18 protein-coding genes are annotated in these 19,409 nt (G+C 69.7%); 10 read left to right on the top strand and 8 right to left on the bottom strand.

Annotated elements, in window-relative coordinates:
• Positions 1-98: 98 nt before the first annotated feature.
• Positions 99-1,325 carry a tyrosine--tRNA ligase gene (gene tyrS / locus ACEJ41_RS12195; RefSeq protein ID WP_374012532.1) on the top strand — a complete coding sequence of 409 codons (1,227 nt, stop codon included), beginning with the start codon at positions 99-101 and terminating at the stop codon, positions 1,323-1,325.
• A 29-nt stretch (positions 1,326-1,354) separates the two neighbouring features.
• Here tyrS and putA read toward each other — a convergent pair whose 3' ends face one another.
• Both putA and ACEJ41_RS12185 read right to left on the bottom strand, forming a co-directional pair.
• A complete protein-coding gene (gene putA / locus ACEJ41_RS12190) occupies positions 1,355-4,594 on the bottom strand; it encodes a bifunctional proline dehydrogenase/L-glutamate gamma-semialdehyde dehydrogenase PutA (RefSeq protein ID WP_374012531.1) in 3,240 nt (1,079 codons plus the stop codon).
• 178 nt (positions 4,595-4,772) lie between these two features.
• Positions 4,773-5,489: a helix-turn-helix domain-containing protein gene (locus tag ACEJ41_RS12185; RefSeq protein ID WP_374012530.1), complete on the bottom strand. Its 717-nt coding sequence runs from the start codon at positions 5,487-5,489 to the stop codon at positions 4,773-4,775.
• Positions 5,490-5,705: 216 nt separating this feature from the next.
• Here ACEJ41_RS12185 and coxB point away from each other — a divergent pair, with 216 nt between their 5' ends.
• The 5 genes from coxB (at position 5,706) to ACEJ41_RS12160 (ending at position 9,971) form a co-directional block, all read left to right on the top strand.
• The gene (gene coxB, locus ACEJ41_RS12180) at positions 5,706-6,605 is read left to right on the top strand and encodes a cytochrome c oxidase subunit II (RefSeq protein ID WP_374014142.1); all 900 of its coding nucleotides are present in this window, start codon (positions 5,706-5,708) and stop codon (positions 6,603-6,605) included.
• Positions 6,606-6,681: 76 nt separating this feature from the next.
• Positions 6,682-8,295: a cytochrome c oxidase subunit I gene (ctaD, locus tag ACEJ41_RS12175; RefSeq protein WP_374012529.1), complete on the top strand. Its 1,614-nt coding sequence runs from the start codon at positions 6,682-6,684 to the stop codon at positions 8,293-8,295.
• A gap of 56 nt (positions 8,296-8,351) precedes the next feature.
• Positions 8,352-8,483, top strand: a complete 132-nt coding sequence (locus ACEJ41_RS12170) for a hypothetical protein (protein WP_374012528.1) — start codon at positions 8,352-8,354, stop codon at positions 8,481-8,483.
• Complete coding sequence (locus ACEJ41_RS12165) at positions 8,480-9,073, top strand: cytochrome c oxidase assembly protein (protein WP_374012527.1); 594 nt, start codon at positions 8,480-8,482, stop codon at positions 9,071-9,073. Before ACEJ41_RS12170 ends, ACEJ41_RS12165 begins: the two co-directional genes overlap by 4 nt.
• 22 nt (positions 9,074-9,095) lie before the next feature.
• Positions 9,096-9,971 carry a cytochrome c oxidase subunit 3 gene (locus tag ACEJ41_RS12160; RefSeq protein ID WP_374012526.1) on the top strand — a complete coding sequence of 292 codons (876 nt, stop codon included), beginning with the start codon at positions 9,096-9,098 and terminating at the stop codon, positions 9,969-9,971.
• A gap of 118 nt (positions 9,972-10,089) precedes the next feature.
• Here ACEJ41_RS12160 and ACEJ41_RS12155 read toward each other — a convergent pair whose 3' ends face one another.
• Positions 10,090-10,308 (bottom strand): twin transmembrane helix small protein, encoded by a 219-nt coding sequence (locus ACEJ41_RS12155; RefSeq protein ID WP_374012525.1) that lies wholly within the window; start codon positions 10,306-10,308, stop codon positions 10,090-10,092.
• A 93-nt stretch (positions 10,309-10,401) separates the two neighbouring features.
• Here ACEJ41_RS12155 and ACEJ41_RS12150 point away from each other — a divergent pair, with 93 nt between their 5' ends.
• The 4 genes from ACEJ41_RS12150 to ACEJ41_RS12135 all read left to right on the top strand — a co-directional run bounded on the left by ACEJ41_RS12150 (position 10,402) and on the right by ACEJ41_RS12135 (position 13,862).
• The gene (locus ACEJ41_RS12150; RefSeq protein ID WP_374014141.1) at positions 10,402-11,121 is read left to right on the top strand and encodes an SURF1 family protein; all 720 of its coding nucleotides are present in this window, start codon (positions 10,402-10,404) and stop codon (positions 11,119-11,121) included.
• A 70-nt stretch (positions 11,122-11,191) separates the two neighbouring features.
• Positions 11,192-11,767 (top strand): hypothetical protein, encoded by a 576-nt coding sequence (locus ACEJ41_RS12145; RefSeq protein WP_374012524.1) that lies wholly within the window; start codon positions 11,192-11,194, stop codon positions 11,765-11,767.
• 11 nt (positions 11,768-11,778) lie between these two features.
• A complete protein-coding gene (locus ACEJ41_RS12140) occupies positions 11,779-12,966 on the top strand; it encodes a heme A synthase (RefSeq protein WP_374012523.1) in 1,188 nt (395 codons plus the stop codon).
• On the top strand, positions 12,963-13,862 hold the full coding sequence (locus ACEJ41_RS12135; protein WP_374012522.1) for a heme o synthase: 900 nt from the start codon (positions 12,963-12,965) through the stop codon (positions 13,860-13,862). Before ACEJ41_RS12140 ends, ACEJ41_RS12135 begins: the two co-directional genes overlap by 4 nt.
• A 34-nt stretch (positions 13,863-13,896) precedes the next feature.
• On the opposite strand, the gene ACEJ41_RS12130 is transcribed toward ACEJ41_RS12135, so the two are convergent.
• The 5 genes from ACEJ41_RS12130 to rpsU all read right to left on the bottom strand — a co-directional run bounded on the left by ACEJ41_RS12130 (position 13,897) and on the right by rpsU (position 19,363).
• Positions 13,897-14,640: a TerC family protein gene (locus ACEJ41_RS12130; protein ID WP_374012521.1), complete on the bottom strand. Its 744-nt coding sequence runs from the start codon at positions 14,638-14,640 to the stop codon at positions 13,897-13,899.
• A gap of 216 nt (positions 14,641-14,856) precedes the next feature.
• Positions 14,857-16,575, bottom strand: coding sequence for a DNA primase (gene dnaG / locus ACEJ41_RS12125; protein WP_374012520.1), 1,719 nt, complete (start codon positions 16,573-16,575; stop codon positions 14,857-14,859).
• 954 nt (positions 16,576-17,529) lie between these two features.
• Positions 17,530-18,456: a YihY/virulence factor BrkB family protein gene (locus tag ACEJ41_RS12120; RefSeq protein ID WP_374012519.1), complete on the bottom strand. Its 927-nt coding sequence runs from the start codon at positions 18,454-18,456 to the stop codon at positions 17,530-17,532.
• A gap of 85 nt (positions 18,457-18,541) precedes the next feature.
• Complete coding sequence (locus ACEJ41_RS12115; RefSeq protein ID WP_374012518.1) at positions 18,542-19,003, bottom strand: GatB/YqeY domain-containing protein; 462 nt, start codon at positions 19,001-19,003, stop codon at positions 18,542-18,544.
• Positions 19,004-19,147: 144 nt separating this feature from the next.
• Positions 19,148-19,363 (bottom strand): 30S ribosomal protein S21, encoded by a 216-nt coding sequence (gene rpsU, locus ACEJ41_RS12110; protein WP_013533886.1) that lies wholly within the window; start codon positions 19,361-19,363, stop codon positions 19,148-19,150.
• Between the last annotated feature and the right edge of the window lie 46 nt (positions 19,364-19,409).

The raw sequence follows: 19,409 nt of genomic DNA, 5'->3' as shown, positions 1-19,409 counted from the left end.
CGGAACCTGCGGCAACGCCACGCGCGTGGCCTGTGACCGGGTTGCGATGCGTGCGCGGCAATGGCCATCCTTCCGTCCCCCGCAGCGTGGAGCCGCCCGTGCCGTCCGTCGAACAATCCCTTGCCCTGATCGCCCGCGGCGCCGACGAGATCCTCAAGCGCGACGAGCTGGAAGCGCGGCTGGCGGCGTCGATCAAGGCCGGCGGCCGCCCGCTGCGGGTCAAGGCCGGTTTCGATCCCACCGCGCCGGACCTGCACCTGGGGCATACGGTGCTGCTCAACAAGATGCGCCAGTTCCAGGACCTGGGCCACCAGGTGATCTTCCTGATCGGCGACTTCACCGGGATGATCGGCGACCCCACCGGCAAGAGCATCACCCGCAAGCCGCTGACCCGCGAGGACGTGCTGGCAAACGCCGAAACCTACGCCGAACAGGTGTTCAAGGTGCTGGACCGCGAGCGCACCGAAGTGCGCTTCAACAGCGAGTGGTTCGGCAAGATGAGCGCGGCCGACATGATCCGCCTGGCTGGCCAGCACACCGTGGCGCGCATGCTCGAGCGCGACGACTTCGCCAAGCGCTACGCCGCCCAGCAGTCCATCGCCATCCACGAGTTCCTCTACCCGCTGGTGCAGGGCTACGACTCGGTGGCGCTGCAGGCGGACGTGGAACTGGGCGGCACCGACCAGAAGTTCAACCTGCTGATGGGCCGCGGCCTGCAGGAGCACCACGGCCAGGCCCCGCAAATCGTGCTGACCATGCCGCTGCTGGAAGGCCTGGACGGGGTCAACAAGATGAGCAAGTCGCTGGGCAACTACATCGGCATCGCCGAGCCGGCGATCGACATCGTCACCAAGACCATGAAGATCGGCGACGAGCTGACCTGGCGCTGGATCGAGCTGTTGAGCTTCGACATTTCGGTGGCCGAGGCGGCGAAGCTGAAGGCCGAGGTGGACGCCGGCGCGCTCAACCCGCGCGAGGTCAAGCTGCGCCTGGCCCGCGAACTGGCCACCCGTTTCCACGATGCGGCCGCGGCCGAGCAGGCCATCGCCGGCTGGCACGCGGTGGTCACCGGCCAGGGCGATACCTCGCTGCTGGAACTGCAGGACGTGGTGGTGCCGGCCGAGGGCTTGCGCATCGCCGCGCTGCTCACCGCCGCCGGCATCACCCCTTCCAACTCCGAGGCCAACCGCAAGCTCAAGGAGCGTGCGGTCAAGGTGGACGGCGCCGTGGTCGAGGACCCAGGCCTGAGTTTCGCGCCCGGCTTCGAGGGCGTGCTGCAGGTGGGCAAGCGCAATTTCGCCCGGGTGCGGCTGGTCGCAGGCTGAGGGTCAGGCCGGCGCGCGCTGGTGCGGGGTCAGTCGCCCAGGGTCAGCAGCGAGGCGTTGCCGCCGGCGGCGGTGGTGTTGACGGTCACCGTCTTTTCGGTGGCAAAGCGCGCCAGGTAGTGCGGTCCGCCGGCCTTGGGGCCGGTGCCGGACAGGCCCTGCCCGCCGAACGGCTGCACGCCCACCACCGCGCCGATCTGGTTGCGGTTGACGTAGATGTTGCCGACCCGGGCACGGGCGACGATGCGCTCGACCGTGGCGTCGATGCGCGAATGGATGCCCAGGGTCAGGCCGTAGCCGGTGGCGTTGACCTGGTCGATCACCGCGTCCAGCTGGCCGGCCTCCCAGCGGATCACGTGCAGCACCGGGCCGAACACTTCGCGCTGCAGCGATGACAGCGCCTCCAGCTCGTACGCGCGCGGGGCGAAGAAGGTGCCCAGCGCCAGGTCCGAGTCCAACGGCGCGGTCGCGATATGGGTGGCCTGGCGGTCCATCCGCTGCACGTGCGCCTTGAGCGTTTCCAGCGCGTCGGCATCGATCACCGGGCCAACATCGGTGGACAGCAGGCCCGGGTCGCCCACTTTCAGTTCGGCCATCGCGCCGGCCAGCATGTCGATCACCTTGTCGGCGATGTCGGCCTGCACGAACAGCACCCGCGCAGCCGAGCAGCGTTGCCCGGCGGAAGTGAAGGCCGAGGCCAGCGCATCCTTGACCAGTTGCTCAGGCAGCGCGGATGAATCGGCGATCAGCGCGTTTTGGCCGCCGGTCTCGGCGATCAGTGTGGCGATGGGCGCCTGTTCGCGCGCGGCCAGCGCGCGGTTGATGGCATGGGCGGTATCGGTGGAGCCGGTGAAGGCCACGCCGGCCACGCGCCGGTCGCAGGTCAGCGCCGCGCCGACGCTGCTGCCGTCGCCGGGGACGAACTGCAGCACCGCCTCCGGCACGCCCGCCTCGTGCAGCAGCTTCACCGCAAAGAATCCGACCAGGCTGGTCTGTTCGGCCGGCTTGGCGAGCACGCTGTTGCCGGCGGCCAGCGCCGCGCCCACCTGGCCCAGGAAGATCGCCAGCGGAAAGTTCCACGGGCTGATGCAGGCGAATACGCCCCGTCCCTGCAGCTGCAGCGCGTTGGATTCGCCGGTCGGCCCGGGCAGGCACGCGGGTGCGCCGAACTGGGCGCGCGCCTGGGCGGCGTAGTAGCGCAGGAAGTCGACCGCCTCGCGCACCTCGGCCACCGCGTCGGGCAGGGTCTTGCCGGCTTCGCGCACGCACAGCGCCATGAACTGCGCCATGCGCTGTTCCAGCAGGTTGGCAGCGTGCTCCAGGATCGCGGCGCGGTCGGCGGCCGGGGTCGCATCCCAGCCCGGTTGCGCGCTCACCGCATTGGCCAGGGCACGCTCCACCGTGGCCGCATCGGCCGGCTGCCACTGGCCCACCACCTGGCGGCGATCGGCCGGGTTGCGTACCTCCAGCGGCGCGCCGGCGGGGGTTGCGCCGGGTACCAGTGGCGTGGCGCGCCAGGGGCCGGTGTGTTCGCCCAGGCGCGTGGCCAGGTGTTGCAGCACGGTGTCGTCGGCGAGGTTGAGGCCCATGGAGTTGTCCCGGTCGTGGCCCTGGCGGCGGTAGAGGTCGCGCGGCAACGGGATGCGCGGGTGGGGGATGGTCTCGAACGCGGATACGGCGGCCACCGGGTCGCGGACCAGGTCGGCCACCGCCACGTCCGCGTCGGTGATGCGGTTGACGAAGCTGGAGTTGGCGCCGTTTTCCAGCAGGCGCCGGACCAGGTAGGGCAGCAGGTCCTCGTGGCTGCCCACCGGCGCGTACACCCGGCACGGCACGCCCAGGCGGTTGGCGGGCGTCACCTCGGCGTACAGGCTTTCGCCCATGCCATGCAGGCGCTGGTACTCGTGCGGGCGGCCCTGGGCCAGCGCATGGATGGCGGCGATGGTCTGCGCGTTGTGGGTGGCGAACATCGGGTAGAGCGCATCGCCATGCCCGAACATGCGCCGCGCGCAGGCCAGGTAGGACACGTCGGTGTTCTGCTTGCGGGTGAACACCGGGTAGCCGGCCAGGCCCTCGACCTGGGCGCGCTTGATCTCCGCGTCCCAGTACGCGCCCTTGACCAGGCGCACCGGCATGCGCCGGCCACCGCGGCGTGCCAGGTCGGCGAGGAAGTCGATCACCGCAGGCGCGCGCTTCTGGTACGCCTGCACGGCCAGGCCGTAGCCGTCCCAGCCGGCCAGCGACGGATCGCCGAAGGTGGCCTGGACCAGGTCCAGCGACAGCTCCAGGCGTTCGCTCTCCTCGGCGTCGATGGTCAGGCCGATGCCCTGGGCGCGGGCGGCCTGCGCAAGGTCCAGCAGCACCGGTGCCAGCTCGGCCAGCACGCGTTCGCGCTTGGCATGCTCGTAGCGCGGGAACAGCGCCGAGAGCTTGATCGAAATGCCGGGCGCGGCCAGCACTGCCTCGGCTGCTGGCACGCCGGCGCGGTCCGGGCCCGGCTGCGCGCGCCGATGGTGCGCGCCGATGGCCTGGATCGCATCGTGGTAGGCCTGCAGGTAGCGCCGTGCGTCGGTCATGGTCAGCGCGCCCTCGCCGAGCATGTCGAAGGACTGGCGGCTGCCGGCGCTGGCGCCCTTGTTCGCGCGTGCCAGGGCTTCGTCGATGGTGCGGCCCATCACGAACTGGTGGCCCATGATCCGCATCGCCTGGCGCACGGCCAGGCGCACCACCGGCTCGCCCAGCCGGCCGACCATGCGCCGCAACGCGTGGCGCAGGTCGCCGCGGGCCAGGTCGTTGAGCTGCACCAGCCTGCCGGTGAGCATCAGCCCCCAGGTCGAGGCGTTGACCAGCACCGACCCGCTCTGGCCCAGGTGGCGTTCCCAGTCGGCATCGCCGAGCTTGTCGCGGATCAGCCGGTCGGCGGTGTCCTGGTCGGGAATGCGCAGCAGGGCTTCGGCCACGCACATCAGCAGCACGCCTTCCTCGCTGCCCAGGTCGTACTCGCCCATGAATGCCTCGATCGCGCCCTGGTCGCCGGCGCGTGCGCGGACCCGTTGCACCAGTGCGGTGGCCAGCGCATCGGCCCGGACCTGGGCTTCCGGGTCCAGCCGGGCCTGGGCCAGCAGCGCGCGCACGTGGGCGGTCTCGTCGCCCAGCCAGGCGGCGGTGATCGCGGCACGCAGCGGCGACGCGGCAGGCACCGGTGCGGTGACCGCGATGGGGCTGGGGCGGCCGGGGGCGGGCGGAACGCTGGCGGGCGCAGTGGTCATGGGTGGGCCGGAAAGGGGGCAGGCCGGCGCGGACGTGCAGGCGGGCCTGCGCGCACGGTCGTGCCGGGCAGCGCCATCATCGCCGCGGCCGTGTGCAGGCGGATTGAACGATTCCCGCAGGTCCGGCGCCCGCCCCGGCACAAGCGCGCCGCGCGGGAGGTTGCCGACGTCCGGCGGCTCAGCCGGCGTGCAGCCGCCGGTATTCGCCCGGGGTCATGCCGGCCACGGCCACGAAGCGGCGGGTGAAGGCGCTCTGGTCGCTGAAGCCGCAGGCCTGGGCCACCTGGGCGATCGTGTCCGGCCCGTGCAGGCGGCTCATCGCGGCCTGGATCCGGATCCGCCCCAGCACCTGCAGCGGTGACAGCTGGAACACCTTCTGGAAGGTGCGCTCCAGCTTGGATTCGGAGAAGCCGGTGATCGCCAGCAGGTCGTGGATGCGGACATTGCCGGCGAACTGGTGGTTCATGTGCAGCAGCGCTTCGCGCAGCGAGAGATAGTCGGCTTCCAGGCCGGCGCGCCCGGCCAGGTCGCGGGAAATCCCGATCAGCCCGCTCACCTGGCCGTCGGCGCCGCGCAGCGGGCGCTTGGCGGTCAGGCACCAGCCCGGCTCCTGGTCGGAAAACAGGTGCAGCTCCAGGATGTTGTCGATCACCGCGCCGGCCAGCACCTGGCGGTCCTGCAGGCCGTAATTGGCGGCCAGCCCGCCCGGGTACACGTCGCCGGCGCGCTTGCCGATGATGTCGCGGCGCGAGCGCAGGCCGAGCCGCCGCAGCATGGTCGCGTTGACGTGGGTGTAGCGGCCCTGGCGGTCCTTGATGAAGAACAGCACCTCCGGGATCGAGTCGAACAGGGCCTCGAGCTCGGCGGCATCGACGGTGGCGCAGGCGTGCTTCACGGTGGCCCTGGCGGGGAGGAAGGACCGGCGCAGGCCGGTTCCGGGGATTCTACGGCGGCCCGCAAGCGCCCGCCGCCGCGTCCGGCACGGGCTTGAGCTGGATCATTGCGAGTTGCCGCTGGCCCTGCTGAACGCTTACCATCATGGAGTTTTCCGCAGGCTGTCGGGTGGCCGCCAGCGGCCGCAACCGATGACGCAAACAGGGTCCAGGCAATGATGCAAGCGAAGGGTTGGTGGAAGCGTTTGACCGCAACGGGCCTGCTGATGGCGGCGCCGGTGCTGGCATGGGCGCAGGCGGCGGACCCGCACCGCTGGCAACTCAACATGGGGCGCGGCGTCACCCCCTCGTCGGTGAATGCCTACGAGGCGCACATGATCGTGCTGATCATCTGCGTGGTCATCGGCGTGCTGGTGTTCGGCGCGATGGGATATGCGATGTGGAAGTTCCGCAAGTCCAAGGGCGCGGTGGCCGCGCAGTTCACCCACAACACCACCGCCGAGATCATCTGGACCACGATCCCGGTGGTGCTGCTGATCGCCATGGCCTGGCCGGCCACGGCCAAGCTGATCGCCATGTACGACACCCGCGACGCCGAGATCACGGTCAAGGTCACCGGCTACCAGTGGATGTGGAAGTACGAGTACCTGGGCGAGGGCGTGGAGTTCACCAGCCGCATGGACCAGGAGTCCGACCGCATCCGCCAGAGCGGTGAGCGCGTGGACCCGGAGAAGAACCCCTATTACCTGCTCGAAGTGGACAACCGGCTGATCCTGCCGGTGGATACCAAGGTCCGCTTCGTGATCACCGCCGACGACGTCATCCACGCCTGGTGGGTGCCGGCCCTGGGCTGGAAGCAGGACGCCGTGCCCGGAATCATCAACGAGGCCTGGGCCAGCATCGACACCCCCGGCGTGTACCGCGGCCAGTGCGCCGAACTGTGCGGCAAGGACCACGCCTTCATGCCGATCGTGGTCGAGGCGGTGTCCAAGGAAGAGTTCGCCCGCTGGCTGGCCGCGCAGAAGCCGGCCCCGGCTGCCGAGCCCGCGCCGGCCGCCGTCGACGAGGCGCCGGTGGAAGACGAACAAGCGCCCGCCGCGCCGGCCGACCAGGCCTGACACGACGCACAGACACGACGCAACGGCCCGCCCGCGGGCCGTCACGCAGACAGCAGCATTGCAGAGGTAGTACGCCATGGCCCATTCCGCAGTCGACCACCACGACGACCATCACGGCCACAAGCAGGGGTTCATCGAGCGCTGGGTGTTTTCGACCAACCACAAGGACATCGGCACGCTGTACCTGATGTTCTCGTTCCTGATGTTCATCGTCGGCGCGGCGATGAGCGTGGTGATCCGCCTGGAGCTGATGCACCCGGGCCTGCAGCACGTCTCGCCGTACTTCTTCAACCAGATGACCACCGTGCACGCGCTGGTGATGATCTTCGGCGCGGTGATGCCGGCCTTCGTGGGCCTGGCCAACTGGATGATCCCGCTGCAGATCGGCGCGCCGGACATGGCGCTGCCGCGCATGAACAACTGGTCGTTCTGGCTGCTGCCGGTGGCCTTCAGCCTGCTGCTGATCACCTTCGCGCTGCCCGGCGGCGCCCCGGCCGGCGGCTGGACCATGTACCCGCCGCTGTCGCTGCAGGGCGGCTACAACGTCGCCTTCAGCATCTTCGCCATCCACGTGGCGGGCGTCAGCTCGATCATGGGCGCGATCAACATCATCGCCACCGTGCTCAACATGCGCGCCCCCGGCATCGACCTGCTGAAGATGCCGATCTTCTGCTGGACCTGGCTGATCACCGCGTTCCTGCTGATCGCGGTGATGCCGGTGCTGGCCGGCGCGGTGACCATGCTGCTGACCGACAAGTTCTTCGCCACCTCGTTCTTCAACGCGGCCGGCGGCGGCGACCCGGTGATGTACCAGCACATCTTCTGGTTCTTCGGCCACCCCGAGGTCTACATCATGATCCTGCCCGCCTTCGGCGTGGTCAGCGAGATCATCCCGACCTTCAGCCGCAAGCCGCTGTTCGGCTACCAGGCCATGGTCTATGCGACTGCGGCGATCGCGTTCCTGTCGTTCATCGTGTGGGCGCACCACATGTTCACCGTGGGCATGCCCCTGGGCGGCGAGATCTACTTCATGTTCGCCACCATGCTGATCTCGGTGCCGACCGGGGTGAAGGTGTTCAACTGGGTGTCCACGATGTGGAAGGGCTCGCTCACCTTCGAGGCGCCGATGCTGTGGTCGATCGCCTTCGTGATCCTGTTCTCCATCGGCGGCTTCTCCGGCCTGATGCTGGCGATCGTGCCGGCCGACTTCCAGTACCACGACACCTACTTCGTGGTGGCCCACTTCCACTACGTGCTGGTGACCGGCGCGGTGTTCGCGCTGATCGCCGCGGTGTACTACTGGTGGCCCAAGTGGACCGGGCGCATGTACCACGAGGGCTGGGCCAAGTTCCACTTCTGGTGGACCATGGTGTTCTCCAACCTGCTGTTCTTCCCGCAGCACTTCCTGGGCCTGGCCGGCATGCCGCGCCGCATCCCGGACTACAACGTGGTGTTCGCCGACTGGAACCTGGTCAGCTCGATCGGCGCGTTCGGCATGTTCATCACCCCGTTCCTGATGTTCGGCATCCTGTTCCACTCGCTGAAGAAGGGCGCCAAGGCCGATGCCCGCGCCTGGGAAGGTGCCAAGGGCCTGGAGTGGACCATTCCCTCGCCGGCGCCGCACCACACCTTCACCCTGCCGCCGGTCATCAAGGACGGCGACCTGGCCCACGGCGACGTGAGCCACTGAACCCGTTGCCCGCCGCCGGTTCGCCGGCGGCCGGGGCCACCGGACACGCGGAATCGATGACCACACCCACCGACAACCAGGACATCGCCAGGCGCCGCAAGGCGGCCGTGCGCACCGCCTGGGTGGTGGGGGTCATCGCCATCGGCGTGTACGTGGCCTTCATCCTGTCCGGGGTGCTCAACGCATGAACGCCCACCGCCCGACTCCCGCGCGCCGTGGCGCAGGCGGCCTGAAGATGGTCGGCGTGGCCCTGGCGGCCTTCGCCTTCACCTTCTCGCTGGTGCCGCTGTACCGGATCGCCTGCGAAAAGGTGTTCGGCATCCGCCTGGAACAGGGGCCGGGGCAGGTGCGTGCCGCGGTTGCCGGCGCCGATCCGTCGCGCACGGTGACGGTGCAGTTCGATGGCGGGGTGAACTCCAAGCTGCCGTGGGCATTCCACCCGGAGCAGCTGACCATGAAGGTGGTGCCGGGCGAGCTCAACGAGGCGATGTACTTCGCCCGCAACGACAGCGACAGCGCCATCGTCGGCAGCGCGGTCCCGTCGGTGGCGCCGGCGCGCGCGTCGGGCTATTTCACCAAGACCGAATGCTTCTGCTTCACCGCCCAGACCCTGCAGCCGGGCGAGCAGCGCGACATGCCGGTGCGCTTCATCGTCGACCCGGACCTGCCGGCCGGCGTGAACACCATCACCTTGTCCTACACTTTCTTCAAGAACGAGACCATGACCGCGCAACTGGGCGCGGGCGCGGCCTCGGACCTGCCGCACTCGGCACCCTGACCAGAGCAACGGAATCCTCGCCATGGCCCAAATCCCGACCGACGCCACCGCCTACTTCGTGCCGGCCAAGAGCAAGGCGCCGTTCTTCGCATCGGTGTCGATGTTCGTGATGATGATGGGCGTGGCCTTCTGGTTCAACGAAGCCGAAGGCGGCAAGTGGGCCTTCTTCGCCGGCATCGCGATGATGGTGGCCACCCTGTTCTACTGGTTCGGCGAAGTCATCCGCGAATCGCAGGGCGGCAATTACAACCGCCAGGTGGACGGCTCGTTCCGGATGGGGATGATCTGGTTCATCTTCTCCGAGGTGATGTTCTTCGGCGCGTTCTTCAGTGCGCTGTTCTACACCCGCCAGTTCACCCTGCCCTGGCTGGGCGGCGAGGGCGACGGCGTGATGACCAACGCGCTGCTGTGGGACGGCTACTCCGCGGCCTGGCCGAGCGCCGGCCCGGGCGAGGTGGGCGGCCAGTTCCAGATCATCCCGGCCTGGGGCCTGCCGCTGGTCAACACCCTGATCCTGCTGACCTCCGGCGTCACCCTGACCATCGCCCACCATGCGCTCAAGGCCGGCAAGCGCGGCGCGCTGCTGTTCTGGCTGGGGCTGACCGTGGTCCTGGGCCTGGTGTTCCTGGTCTTCCAGGCCGAGGAATACGTGCACGCCTACCGCGACCTCAACCTGACCCTGGGTTCGGGCATCTACGGCTCGACCTTCTTCATGCTCACCGGCTTCCATGGCGTGCACGTGGCGCTGGGCACGATCATGCTGGCGGTGATGTGGGGCCGCGCGTTCAAGGGCCACTTCACCCGCGACCGCCATTTCGGTTTCGAGGCGGCGGCCTGGTACTGGCATTTCGTCGACGTGGTGTGGCTGGGCCTGTTCCTGTTCGTCTACGTGCTGTAAGCAGCGGCACGGGCGGGCGGGATCGGCCGGAGGCGGATCCGTTGAAGATGTCCAGGCAAGGGCGCCCATGCGGCGCCCTTGTCGTTTGGGGGGTTACCGCGCCACGACCGCCCTGGGGTCAGCGTCCGACCCCGTGCGGCTGGATCACCCCGGTCCAGATGCCCAGGACCACCAGCAGGATCAGCGCCACCGACAGGCCAATGCGGCGGGTGAGCGCATTGACCGTGCGCTTGCTCTCGCCACGGTCGACCATCAGGTAATACAGCGCCGAGCCGAGGTTCCACAGGATGACCAGCAGGAACGCGACCACGATCAGGGTCTTGAGTGAATCGCTCACGGGTTCGGCCTCGGCGGGCGCACGGAAGGATGCGCCATTATCGCAGGCCGGGGTTGCTGCCGCGTGTGGAGGCGGGCGGTGAGCCGGCGGCGGATGCCGCTGTGGGCCGGGTGGACCCTGGCCCTGGTGGTGGCCACGCTGTTCGCCGGCCTGGGCAGTTGGCAGCTGCAACGCATGCACGCCAAGCAGGCGTTGCTGGACGCATCGGCGCAGGTGCTGGAGCAGCGCAGCGCCGGGCCACTGGCCCTGGCCGCCGATCCGTCGCGCGCGCGCGGCTACGACTGGGCGGGCGGCAGCGGCCGCTTCGCACCGCTGCCCGCGGTGTTGCTGGACAACCAGAACCGCGACGGCCAGCCGGGCGTACGCGCCTACCGGGTGTTCGTGCCGGAGGCCGCGGGCGCCGCGGCGACGCCGCTGCTGGTCGAGCTGGGCTGGCTGCCGCTGCCGGGCGACCGGCGCATGCCCCAGGTGCCGGTGCCGGAGGTGGCGCACATCGAAGGCCTGCTGCTGCCGCCGCCCTCGGCGGGGCTGCTGCGCGCGGCACCGGCCCGACAGGCCGACGGCACCGTGCTGGTGGTGGCCCTGGAGCCGGCCGCGGTAGCCGCCGCACTGGCCTTGCCGGCGCTGGCGCCGCGCGTGCTGCGCGCGGACCCGGACCTGGCGCTGGGCTACGCGCGCGACCTGGAGTTGCTGCCCAACACGTTGCCGCCGCAAAAGCACCTGGGCTACGCGGTGCAATGGTTCGCGCTGGCCACCGCGGTGCTGGTTGTGGCGCTGGTGCTGACCTTGCGCCAGCGCCGGTCGCGCCGGTGACGGGGCGGCGGCCGGCGCCGATCGCGGCGCTGCGACCCCGGCCGGCCCCGGGCATGCGAAAATCAGCAACATGACTGTTCCTGCCCAAGATTCCGCGCGCACCGGCCGCGGCCGCCTGGTACTGATCGGCTTGTTCGTGCTGTTCTTCGGTTCGGCGCTGGGTGCGGGCATGCTCCGCTTCAGTGGCTGGATGCCCGCCGGGCTGAAGAATCATGGCGAACTGCTGCAACCGCCAGTGGATCTGCGCCAGCACCCGCCGCAGCTGGCCGGTGGCGGCCACTACGCCTGGGAGCCGGAAGCGCGCACCTGGCGCATCCTGGCCGTCGCTCCGGCTGCCGGCTGTGGCGCCGATTGCGCGCAGGTGCTGGAGCAGCTGGACAAGGTGTGGCGCCTGTTCGGGCACAAGGCCGACCACGTCGATGTGCTGTGGCTGGGTGCGCCGCCGCCCGATGCGGAGCGGCTGCGGGTCCTGCATGTGCTGCAGGATGACGCCGCGCTGCGCGGCGCGCTGCCGCGCTCGGCCGACCCGGCCGGCATCCCGCTGTACGTGGTCGATCCCAACGGCTTCGTGATCCTGCGCTATCGGCCAGGCACCGACCCCGGCCACCTGCGCACCGACGTGGCCAGGCTGCTCAAGCTGCGCTGAGGGCGATGCCGATGATTCCGCTCGTCCCTCGCAGGTTCGCCCGTCACTTCCACCGCATTGCGTGGCTGGCGGTGGCCCTGACCGCCTGCGTGGTGGTGTTCGGTGCGTTCGTGCGCTTGTCCGATGCCGGCCTGAGCTGCCCGGACTGGCCAACCTGCTACGGCCGTGCGACCTGGCCATCCGCGCAGCAGGATGCCGCCGCCCATGCGGCCAGCGAGATCCGTGCCTTCGACACCACCAAGGCCTGGCGCGAACAGGTCCACCGCCACCTGGCTGCGACCCTGGGAGTGCTGGTGCTGGGGCTGGCGCTGGTGGCCGCGCGCCGCAGGCGCCTGGGCGTGACCCGGATCATCGGTGCATCGCTGCTGGTGGCGGCGGCCATCCCCGCCTACATGTACGGCCACATCGGCCTGGCCTTCGCCCTGGCCGGCGCCGGCGAGGCGATCCTGCTGCTGGCCGCGCTGCGCTGGTCCAACATCGACCTGGCCCGCGCCGCGGTGCTCACCCTGGCGGTGATCGTGTTCCAGGCGTTGCTGGGCAAATGGACGGTGACCCTGCTGCTCAAGCCGGTGATCGTGATGGGCCACCTGCTTGGCGGCCTGGCCACGTTCTCGCTGCTGGTGTGGATGGCCTGGCGCGCCACCGACCTGCCGATCCAGATGGCCTACGCGCGCGCGCTGCGGCGCTGGGTCGCGCTGGGCATCGCGGTGCTGGGCGTGCAGATTGCGCTGGGTGGCTGGACCAGCGCCAACTACGCTGCGCTGGCCTGCGGCGGCGGCGGCTGGACCACCGCGCAACACCACTATCTTGATTTCCCCAGGTGCGTGGGCCAGTGGTGGCCTCCGGCGGATTTCCGCGAAGGCTTCGTGCTGTGGCGCGGGATCGGGGTGGACTACGAAGGCGGCGTGCTCGATGGCGCATCGCGCATCGCCATCCAGATGGCGCACCGGCTGATGGCGGTGCTGGCATCGGTGTACCTGCTGTGGCTGGCGCTGCGCCTGCGGCGCACCCCGGGCATGCGCGCCTGGGCGGCCACGCTGGGCGCGCTGGTCCTGGTCCAGGTGGGCCTGGGCGTGCTCAACGTGAAGCTGGCGCTGCCCTTGTCGGTGGCGGTGCTGCACAACGCCGGCGCCACCGCCCTGCTGTTCGTGCTGGTGACCCTGCTGGCGCGGGTGACCGAACCCGAGCAGGTTGCATGAGTGCCGCCATTCCCCTGTGGCGCCAGTACCTGGAGCTGACCAAGCCGCGCGTGGTCGCCTTGCTGGTGTTCACCGCGCTGGTGGGCATGTTCCTGGCGGTCCCCGGCCTGCCGCCGTTGCAGGAGGGCGTGGCCGGCCTGCTCGGCATCTGGCTGGCCTCGTCCTCGGCCGCGGCGATCAACCACCTGATCGACCAGCGCATCGACAAGGTGATGGTCCGCACCGCGCACCGGCCATTGGCCACCGGCGCGTTGCGGCCGATCCAGGTGCTGGTGTTCGCCCTGGTCCTGGGCATCGTGTCGATGGCGATCCTGCTGGCGTGGGTCAATACCGTCACCGCGGTGCTGACCTTCGCCTCGCTGATCGGCTATGCGGTGATCTACACCGGCTTCCTCAAGCGCGCCACGCCGCAGAACATCGTGATCGGCGGGATTGCCGGCGCGGCCCCGCCGCTGCTGGGCTGGGCGGCGGTGACCGGCATGCGTGGCCCGTGGGACTGGCAGCACGCGTTGCTGCTGGTGCTGATCGTGTTCGTGTGGACCCCGCCGCATTTCTGGGCGCTGGCGATCTTCCGTCGCCAGGATTACGCGCGCGCGCTGATCCCGATGCTGCCGGTCACCCACGGCGTCACCTACACCCGGTGGCAGATCCTGTTCTACACCGTGCTGCTGGTGGAGGTGAGCATCCTGCCGGTGCTGTTCGGCATGAGCGGGCTGTTCTACCTGGGCGGTGCGCTGGTGCTGGGCAGCGTGTTCCTCTGGTATGCCTGGCGCCTGCTTGATCCGCCGGACGAGTTCTTCGCCATGCGGGTGTTCAACTGGTCCATCGTCTACCTGATGGCGCTGTTCGCGTTCCTGCTGGTGGACCACTGGCTGCCGCTGGTGCCCCTGCCGTAGGAGCCGGCACCACCTGGGTGGTGCCGGCGCCGGGTCAGCGGTCCGTGGTTTCCGGCGCCGTCGCCCGTTGCTCGCGCCGCTTGATCCACAGGTTGATGGTCTCCACGAATACCGAGAAGGCCATGGCTGCGTACACGTAGCCCTTGGAGATGTGCTGGCCGAAACCGTCGGCGATCAGCACCAGGCCGATCATGATCAGGAAGCTCAGGGCCAGGATCTTGACCGTCGGGTTGCGCTCGACGAAGTCGCCGATCGGCCCGGCGAAGACGATCATGAACACGATCGAGATCAGGATCGCGGCCACCATCACCCAGCGCTCGTCGACCATGCCGACCGCGGTGATGATCGAGTCCAGCGAGAACACGATGTCCAGCAGCATGATCTGCACGATCACCCCGCCGAAGGAGGTGGCGGCGCGGGCCAGGTTCGGGCCGCCGTCGCCGGCGCCCTCGATCTTCTGGTGGATCTCGTGGGTGGCCTTGGCGATCAGGAACAGGCCACCGCCGATCAGGATCAGGTCGCGCCAGGAGAACGGGTGGTCCAACAGCTCGAACAGCGGCTTGGTCAGGCCGATGATCCAGGCGATGGTGAACAGCAGCCCCAGCCGGGTGATGGCCGCCGCGGCGATGCCGAGCTTGCGCGCGCGATCGCGCTGTCCCGGCGGCAGGCGCCCGGCCAGGATCGAGATGAAGATGATGTTGTCGATACCCAGCACCAGCTCCAGCGCGGTGAGCGTGGCCAGGGCGATCCAGATTTCGGGGTTGAGCAGGTTGTCCATTGGGGGCGATCGGGTCCGGGGTGTTCCTGGGCCACGGCGGACGGCATCGACAAGCTTGGAGCGATGCGCCTTCGCCGCGGGGCGGCGAAGGTCTTGCCCACAGGCCGGTGGCCTGCCGCTGCGCCGGGGCCGCAAGGCCCGTCATGACGACGACAGCGCGGGAGGGCTACTCCCCTTCGATGCGCGATCCTAGCATGCCGCCCGTGGCCGGGCCGCTCACGTGCGTCCGGCCAGCGCCTGCAGCAGCATCCGCATCTCGTACTTGTCGGTGTCGTCCAGGCCCTGGGCGCGCTGCTTGTCCTGCAGCTCGTCGATGCGCTGCTGCAGTGCCTGGCGTTCCAGCTGGGCGGTCGCGTCGTGCAGCTCGATCGCCCAGCTGTCGGCGTCGCCGGGCAGGGCCCTGGCGGCCAGCGTGCGCAGGGCGTCGGACTGCTCGTGCCCGGCAAACGCCTCCAGCAGTGCGCCGGTGCTGATCTCGGGACGCTGAACCACCGCGTCCAGCAGTTCCAGCAGCAGCGGCATGCCGGGCAGGCGCAGCCCGGCGAAGCGGTACGGCCGTTCCAGTTGCAGGGCCAGCGATGGTTGCTGCAACAGCAGGGCGATGGCGCTGCGTACCAGGCTGCGCCGCTGCGCGGTGGCCGCATTGCGCTGCGGTGGCGGTGGCGGCTTGGCGGGCCGGGCGGTGTCCACGCCGGTGCGGCGCTGCAGTTCCTGGCGCATCAGGTCGGCGAAGGCGCCGTCCGGGAGCTGGGCAAGCAGCGGGCGCGCGCGCTCGGCCAGGCGGGCACGCCCGTCCAGGGTGGCATGGTTGATGTCGCGGCCCAGTTCGTCGAAGAAGAACTGCGACAGCGGGGTGGCCTGGGCCAGGCGCGCATCGAAGCCGGCAGCGCCTTCCTTGTGCACGATGCTGTCCGGGTCCTCGCCCTCGGGCAGGAACAGGAAGAAGGCCTGGCGGCCATCCTTCATCCGCGGCAGCACCGATTCCAGCGCCCGCCAGGCCGCACGCCGGCCGGCGGCGTCGCCGTCGAAGCAGAAGTGCACGTCCGGCGCGTTGCGGAACAGCAGCTCGGCGTGGTCGGGCGTGGTGGCCGTGCCCAGGGTGGCCACGGCCTGGGTGATGCCGTGCTGGAACAGGGCCACCACGTCCATGTAGCCCTCCACCACGATCAGCCGCTCCAGCTTCTGGTTGGCCTGGCGCGCCTGCCACAGGCCGTACAGCTCGCGGCCCTTGTGGAACAGCGGGGTTTCGGGCGAGTTGAGGTATTTGGGGCTGGCATCCTTGTCCAGCACGCGGCCGCCGAAGGCGATCACCCGGCCGCGGCGGTCGTGGATCGGGAACATCACCCGGTCGCGGAACTTGTCATAGACGTGGCCGCGGTCGTTCTTCGACAACATCCCGGTGCGGTCGAGCAGCTTGAGCCGGCGCTCGTCCGTGCCCAGGGCGTCCTTCAGGGTGGTGTAGCCATCGGCGGCGTAGCCGATGGCGAAACGGGTGCGGGTGTCGGCGTCCACGCCGCGGTCGTCCAGATAGCTGCGCGCGCGCGGGGTTTCCGCAAGCTGGCGCTGGAACAGTTTCGCGGCCGCCTCCAGCGCCGCGTACTGGTCGCGCAGGTCGCTGTCCTGGTTGTTCTGGCGGGTTTCGCGCGGGATTTCCATGCCGGCGCGACGTGCCAGTTCCTCCACCGCGTCGAGGAACTCGAGGCGGTCGTAATTCATCAGGAAGCTGATCGCGGTGCCGTGCGCGCCGCAGCCGAAGCAGTGGTAGAACTGCTTGGTCGGGGAGACGTAGAACGATGGCGTGCGTTCGTCGTGGAACGGACACGGCGCGGCGTACTCGCGGCCCTTGCGCTTGAGCGGCACGCGCGCGCCCACCACCTCGACGATGTCGGAGCGCGCGAGCAGGTCGTCGATGAAGGCGTCGGACAGGCGGGCCATCGGCATAGCATGCCACTGCGGCCCATCGTTGGCGGGTATCGTGGCGAGGGCCTGGTCAATGCGGCGGGGCGGGGTGCCTGGTGGCGCAGGCGCGTGGGCTTGTCTTGAGTGCGGCGCTGGGAGGGATGGTTTGCCGCACCGCACCGTCCAACGTTCACCGGCCCCCACGTGTAGGAGCCGGTCTTGCCGGCGACCCGATGCAGGCTGCAGCATCGCGACACGCCACCCCGTACCGCGGTCGCCGGCGAGGCCGGCTCCTACAGGAGGCGTCCACGCCCCGCACGAAAGTCCCCGGCTGCGGCCTGCGGCCGCAGCCTCCTCCTTGACTTCCCGTCAGCAGGCATCGCACCACACCGTCCAACGTTCATCGGCCCCCACATGTAGGAGCCGGTCTTGCCGGCGACCCGATGCAGGCTGCAGCATCGTGACACGCCACCCCGCACCGCGGTCGCCGGCGAGGCCGGCTCCTACAGGAGGCGGCTACGCCCCGCACGAAAGGCGCCGGCGTTGATGTACGGCGTCGGCTTTTACATAGGGCGCCAACCAGGTCTGGAGCGATTTGGTGCGTGGTGTGCTGACGGGAGGTCAAGGAGGAGGTCCTGGCCCGCAGGGCCGGGGCCGGGGGACATGAGCGGCAGCACACCACGTGCCAAAGCGCCGCCGCACTGCCTCCGCCTCCACCGGGTACATGCTGAAAAGCCTGCCCGGCAGCGCACGGCGCCCGCAGCACTGTATCCGCCTCCACCGGGCACATGCGGAAAAGCCTTGTCCGGCAGCGCACAGCGCCGCGGCGCTGCCTCCGTCTCCACTTGGACACATGCCGAAAAGCCTTGCCCGGCGGCACACGGCGCTGCGGCACTGCATCGTCTCCACCGGGCGCATGCTGAACACCTTGCCCGGCAGCGCCCGCAGCCACGGCACTGCATCCGTCTCCCTGCACCTGGCGCAGATGCCTTATTCCGCAGCGGGCGCCGCCCGGCCAGCATCCCGGCCCGGCTCCGCGTCGGCCTTGTCCGGGCGGGACGCGTCCTTGCGGGCCTGCGCGCGCTCATCGATCACCGCGGTGATCAGCGCGCCGGCGAAGAACACCACCGCTGCGTAATACATCCACACCAGCAGCAGCACCAGCGCACCCATCGACCCGTAGGCGCTGCCCGGCGCGGCGTGGGCCAGGTACAGGCCGATCAGGTAGCGGCCCAGGGCAAACAGCACCGAGGTGATCGCCCCGCCCAGGAACGCCTGCCGCCAGGCCACCCGGCGGTCGGGCAGGTAGTGGTAGAGGAAGGCGAAGGCGATCGCGAACAGCACCAGGGTGGTGACGTAGCCGACCACGGGCAGCAGCGAGGGCAGGTGCGCGAAGGCTACCTGCAGCGCAGTGGTGGCGATCATCGACACGATCAGCAGGAAGCCCAGCGCCAGCACCACGCCCAGCGAGAATACGCGCTTGCGCAGCCATGCGCGCAGCCCGCCCAGGCGCCGGCCTTCGCTGCGGAAGATCAGGTTCAGCGCACCCTGCAGCTGGGCGAAGACCACCGTGGCGCCGGCCAGCAACAGCACCGTGCCCCAGAGCCCGGCCAGCGATCCCATGCTGGGCTGGTCGCTGGCATTGCGGATCACCGTGGCCGCGACGGTGGCGGCGTTGTCGCCGGCCAGTTCACCGATCTGCGCCACCAGCGAGGCTTGCGCCGGCGGGTACAGCGAGGCGGTCATCCACAGCAGCAACAGCAGCAGCGGGGCCAGCGAGAGCAGGGTGTAGAACGAAAGGGAAGCGGCCTGGCTGATCAGGTTGGCTTCCACGAAGCGCTTGACCAGCGCCACCGGCAGGCTGTCGGACAGGCGCTCGAGCAACACGCCGAGCTTGGCGGACGAGGGGCGTTTCATGCGGCGCAGATGGCGGCGGCGGCACGCCGGAGCCGCCAGTCTGGCCGCGGTTGCGTGGCCGCGCCGTGAGCGCCGCGCCGGGGCGTCAGCCCGCCAGGCGCTTCTTCACCAGTGCCGAGACCTGGCCCATGTCGGCCTGCCCGGCCAGCTGCGGCTTGAGCACGCCCATCAGCTTGCCCATGTCGGCCGGGCCGATGGCTCCGCCGCTGCCGGCAGACACCTGGGCAATGGCCGCATCCACCGCCGCCACGATCGCGGCCTCGTCCAGCTTGGCCGGCAGGTAGCGCTCGATCACCACGATTTCGGCGCGCTCCACCGCGGCCAGGTCCTCGCGCGCGGCGGCCTCGTACTGGGTCACCGAATCGCGGCGCTGCTTGACCATCTTGTCCAGCACGGCGACCACGGCCGCGTCGTCCAGCTCGATGCGCTCGTCCACTTCCCGCTGCTTGATCGCCGCATTGATCAGCCGGATCACGCCCAGCGTGTCCTTGTCGCCACCCTTCATGGCGGCCTTCATGTCTTCGGTCAGTTGCTGCTTCAGGCTCATCGCGCACCTTTGGGTTGAGTGGTGGGGCGGATCGGGAATTGCGGAAAACACAAAAAGCCGGTCACGCGCGTGCGTGCCGGCTTTCGGTTGCCTCGTGCCGCAGGGCAGGCCCGGCCGGGCGCCCCGTGGAACGCAACGCCGTGATCAGTACAGGCGCTGGCGCTTGGTGACGTCGCGCGACATGCGGCGCAGCTGGCGCTTCACCGCCGCGGCGGCCTTGCGCTTGCGCTCCTGGGTCGGCTTCTCGTAGTACTCGCGCTTGCGGGTTTCGGCCAGGACACCGGCCTTTTCGCAGGTGCGCTTGAAGCGACGCAACGCAAACTCGAAGGGCTCGTTCTCGCGGACTTTGACGCTGGGCATGGAATCTCCGGACACAAAAGACCGGGGCTGGCCCGGTGAGCCGCGT

It is taken from the genome of Pseudoxanthomonas koreensis (genome assembly GCF_041890415.1).
GTDB classification, from domain to species: Bacteria; Pseudomonadota; Gammaproteobacteria; order Xanthomonadales; family Xanthomonadaceae; genus Pseudoxanthomonas; species Pseudoxanthomonas koreensis_A.
This window is presented reverse-complemented; position numbering and strand designations above follow the sequence as displayed.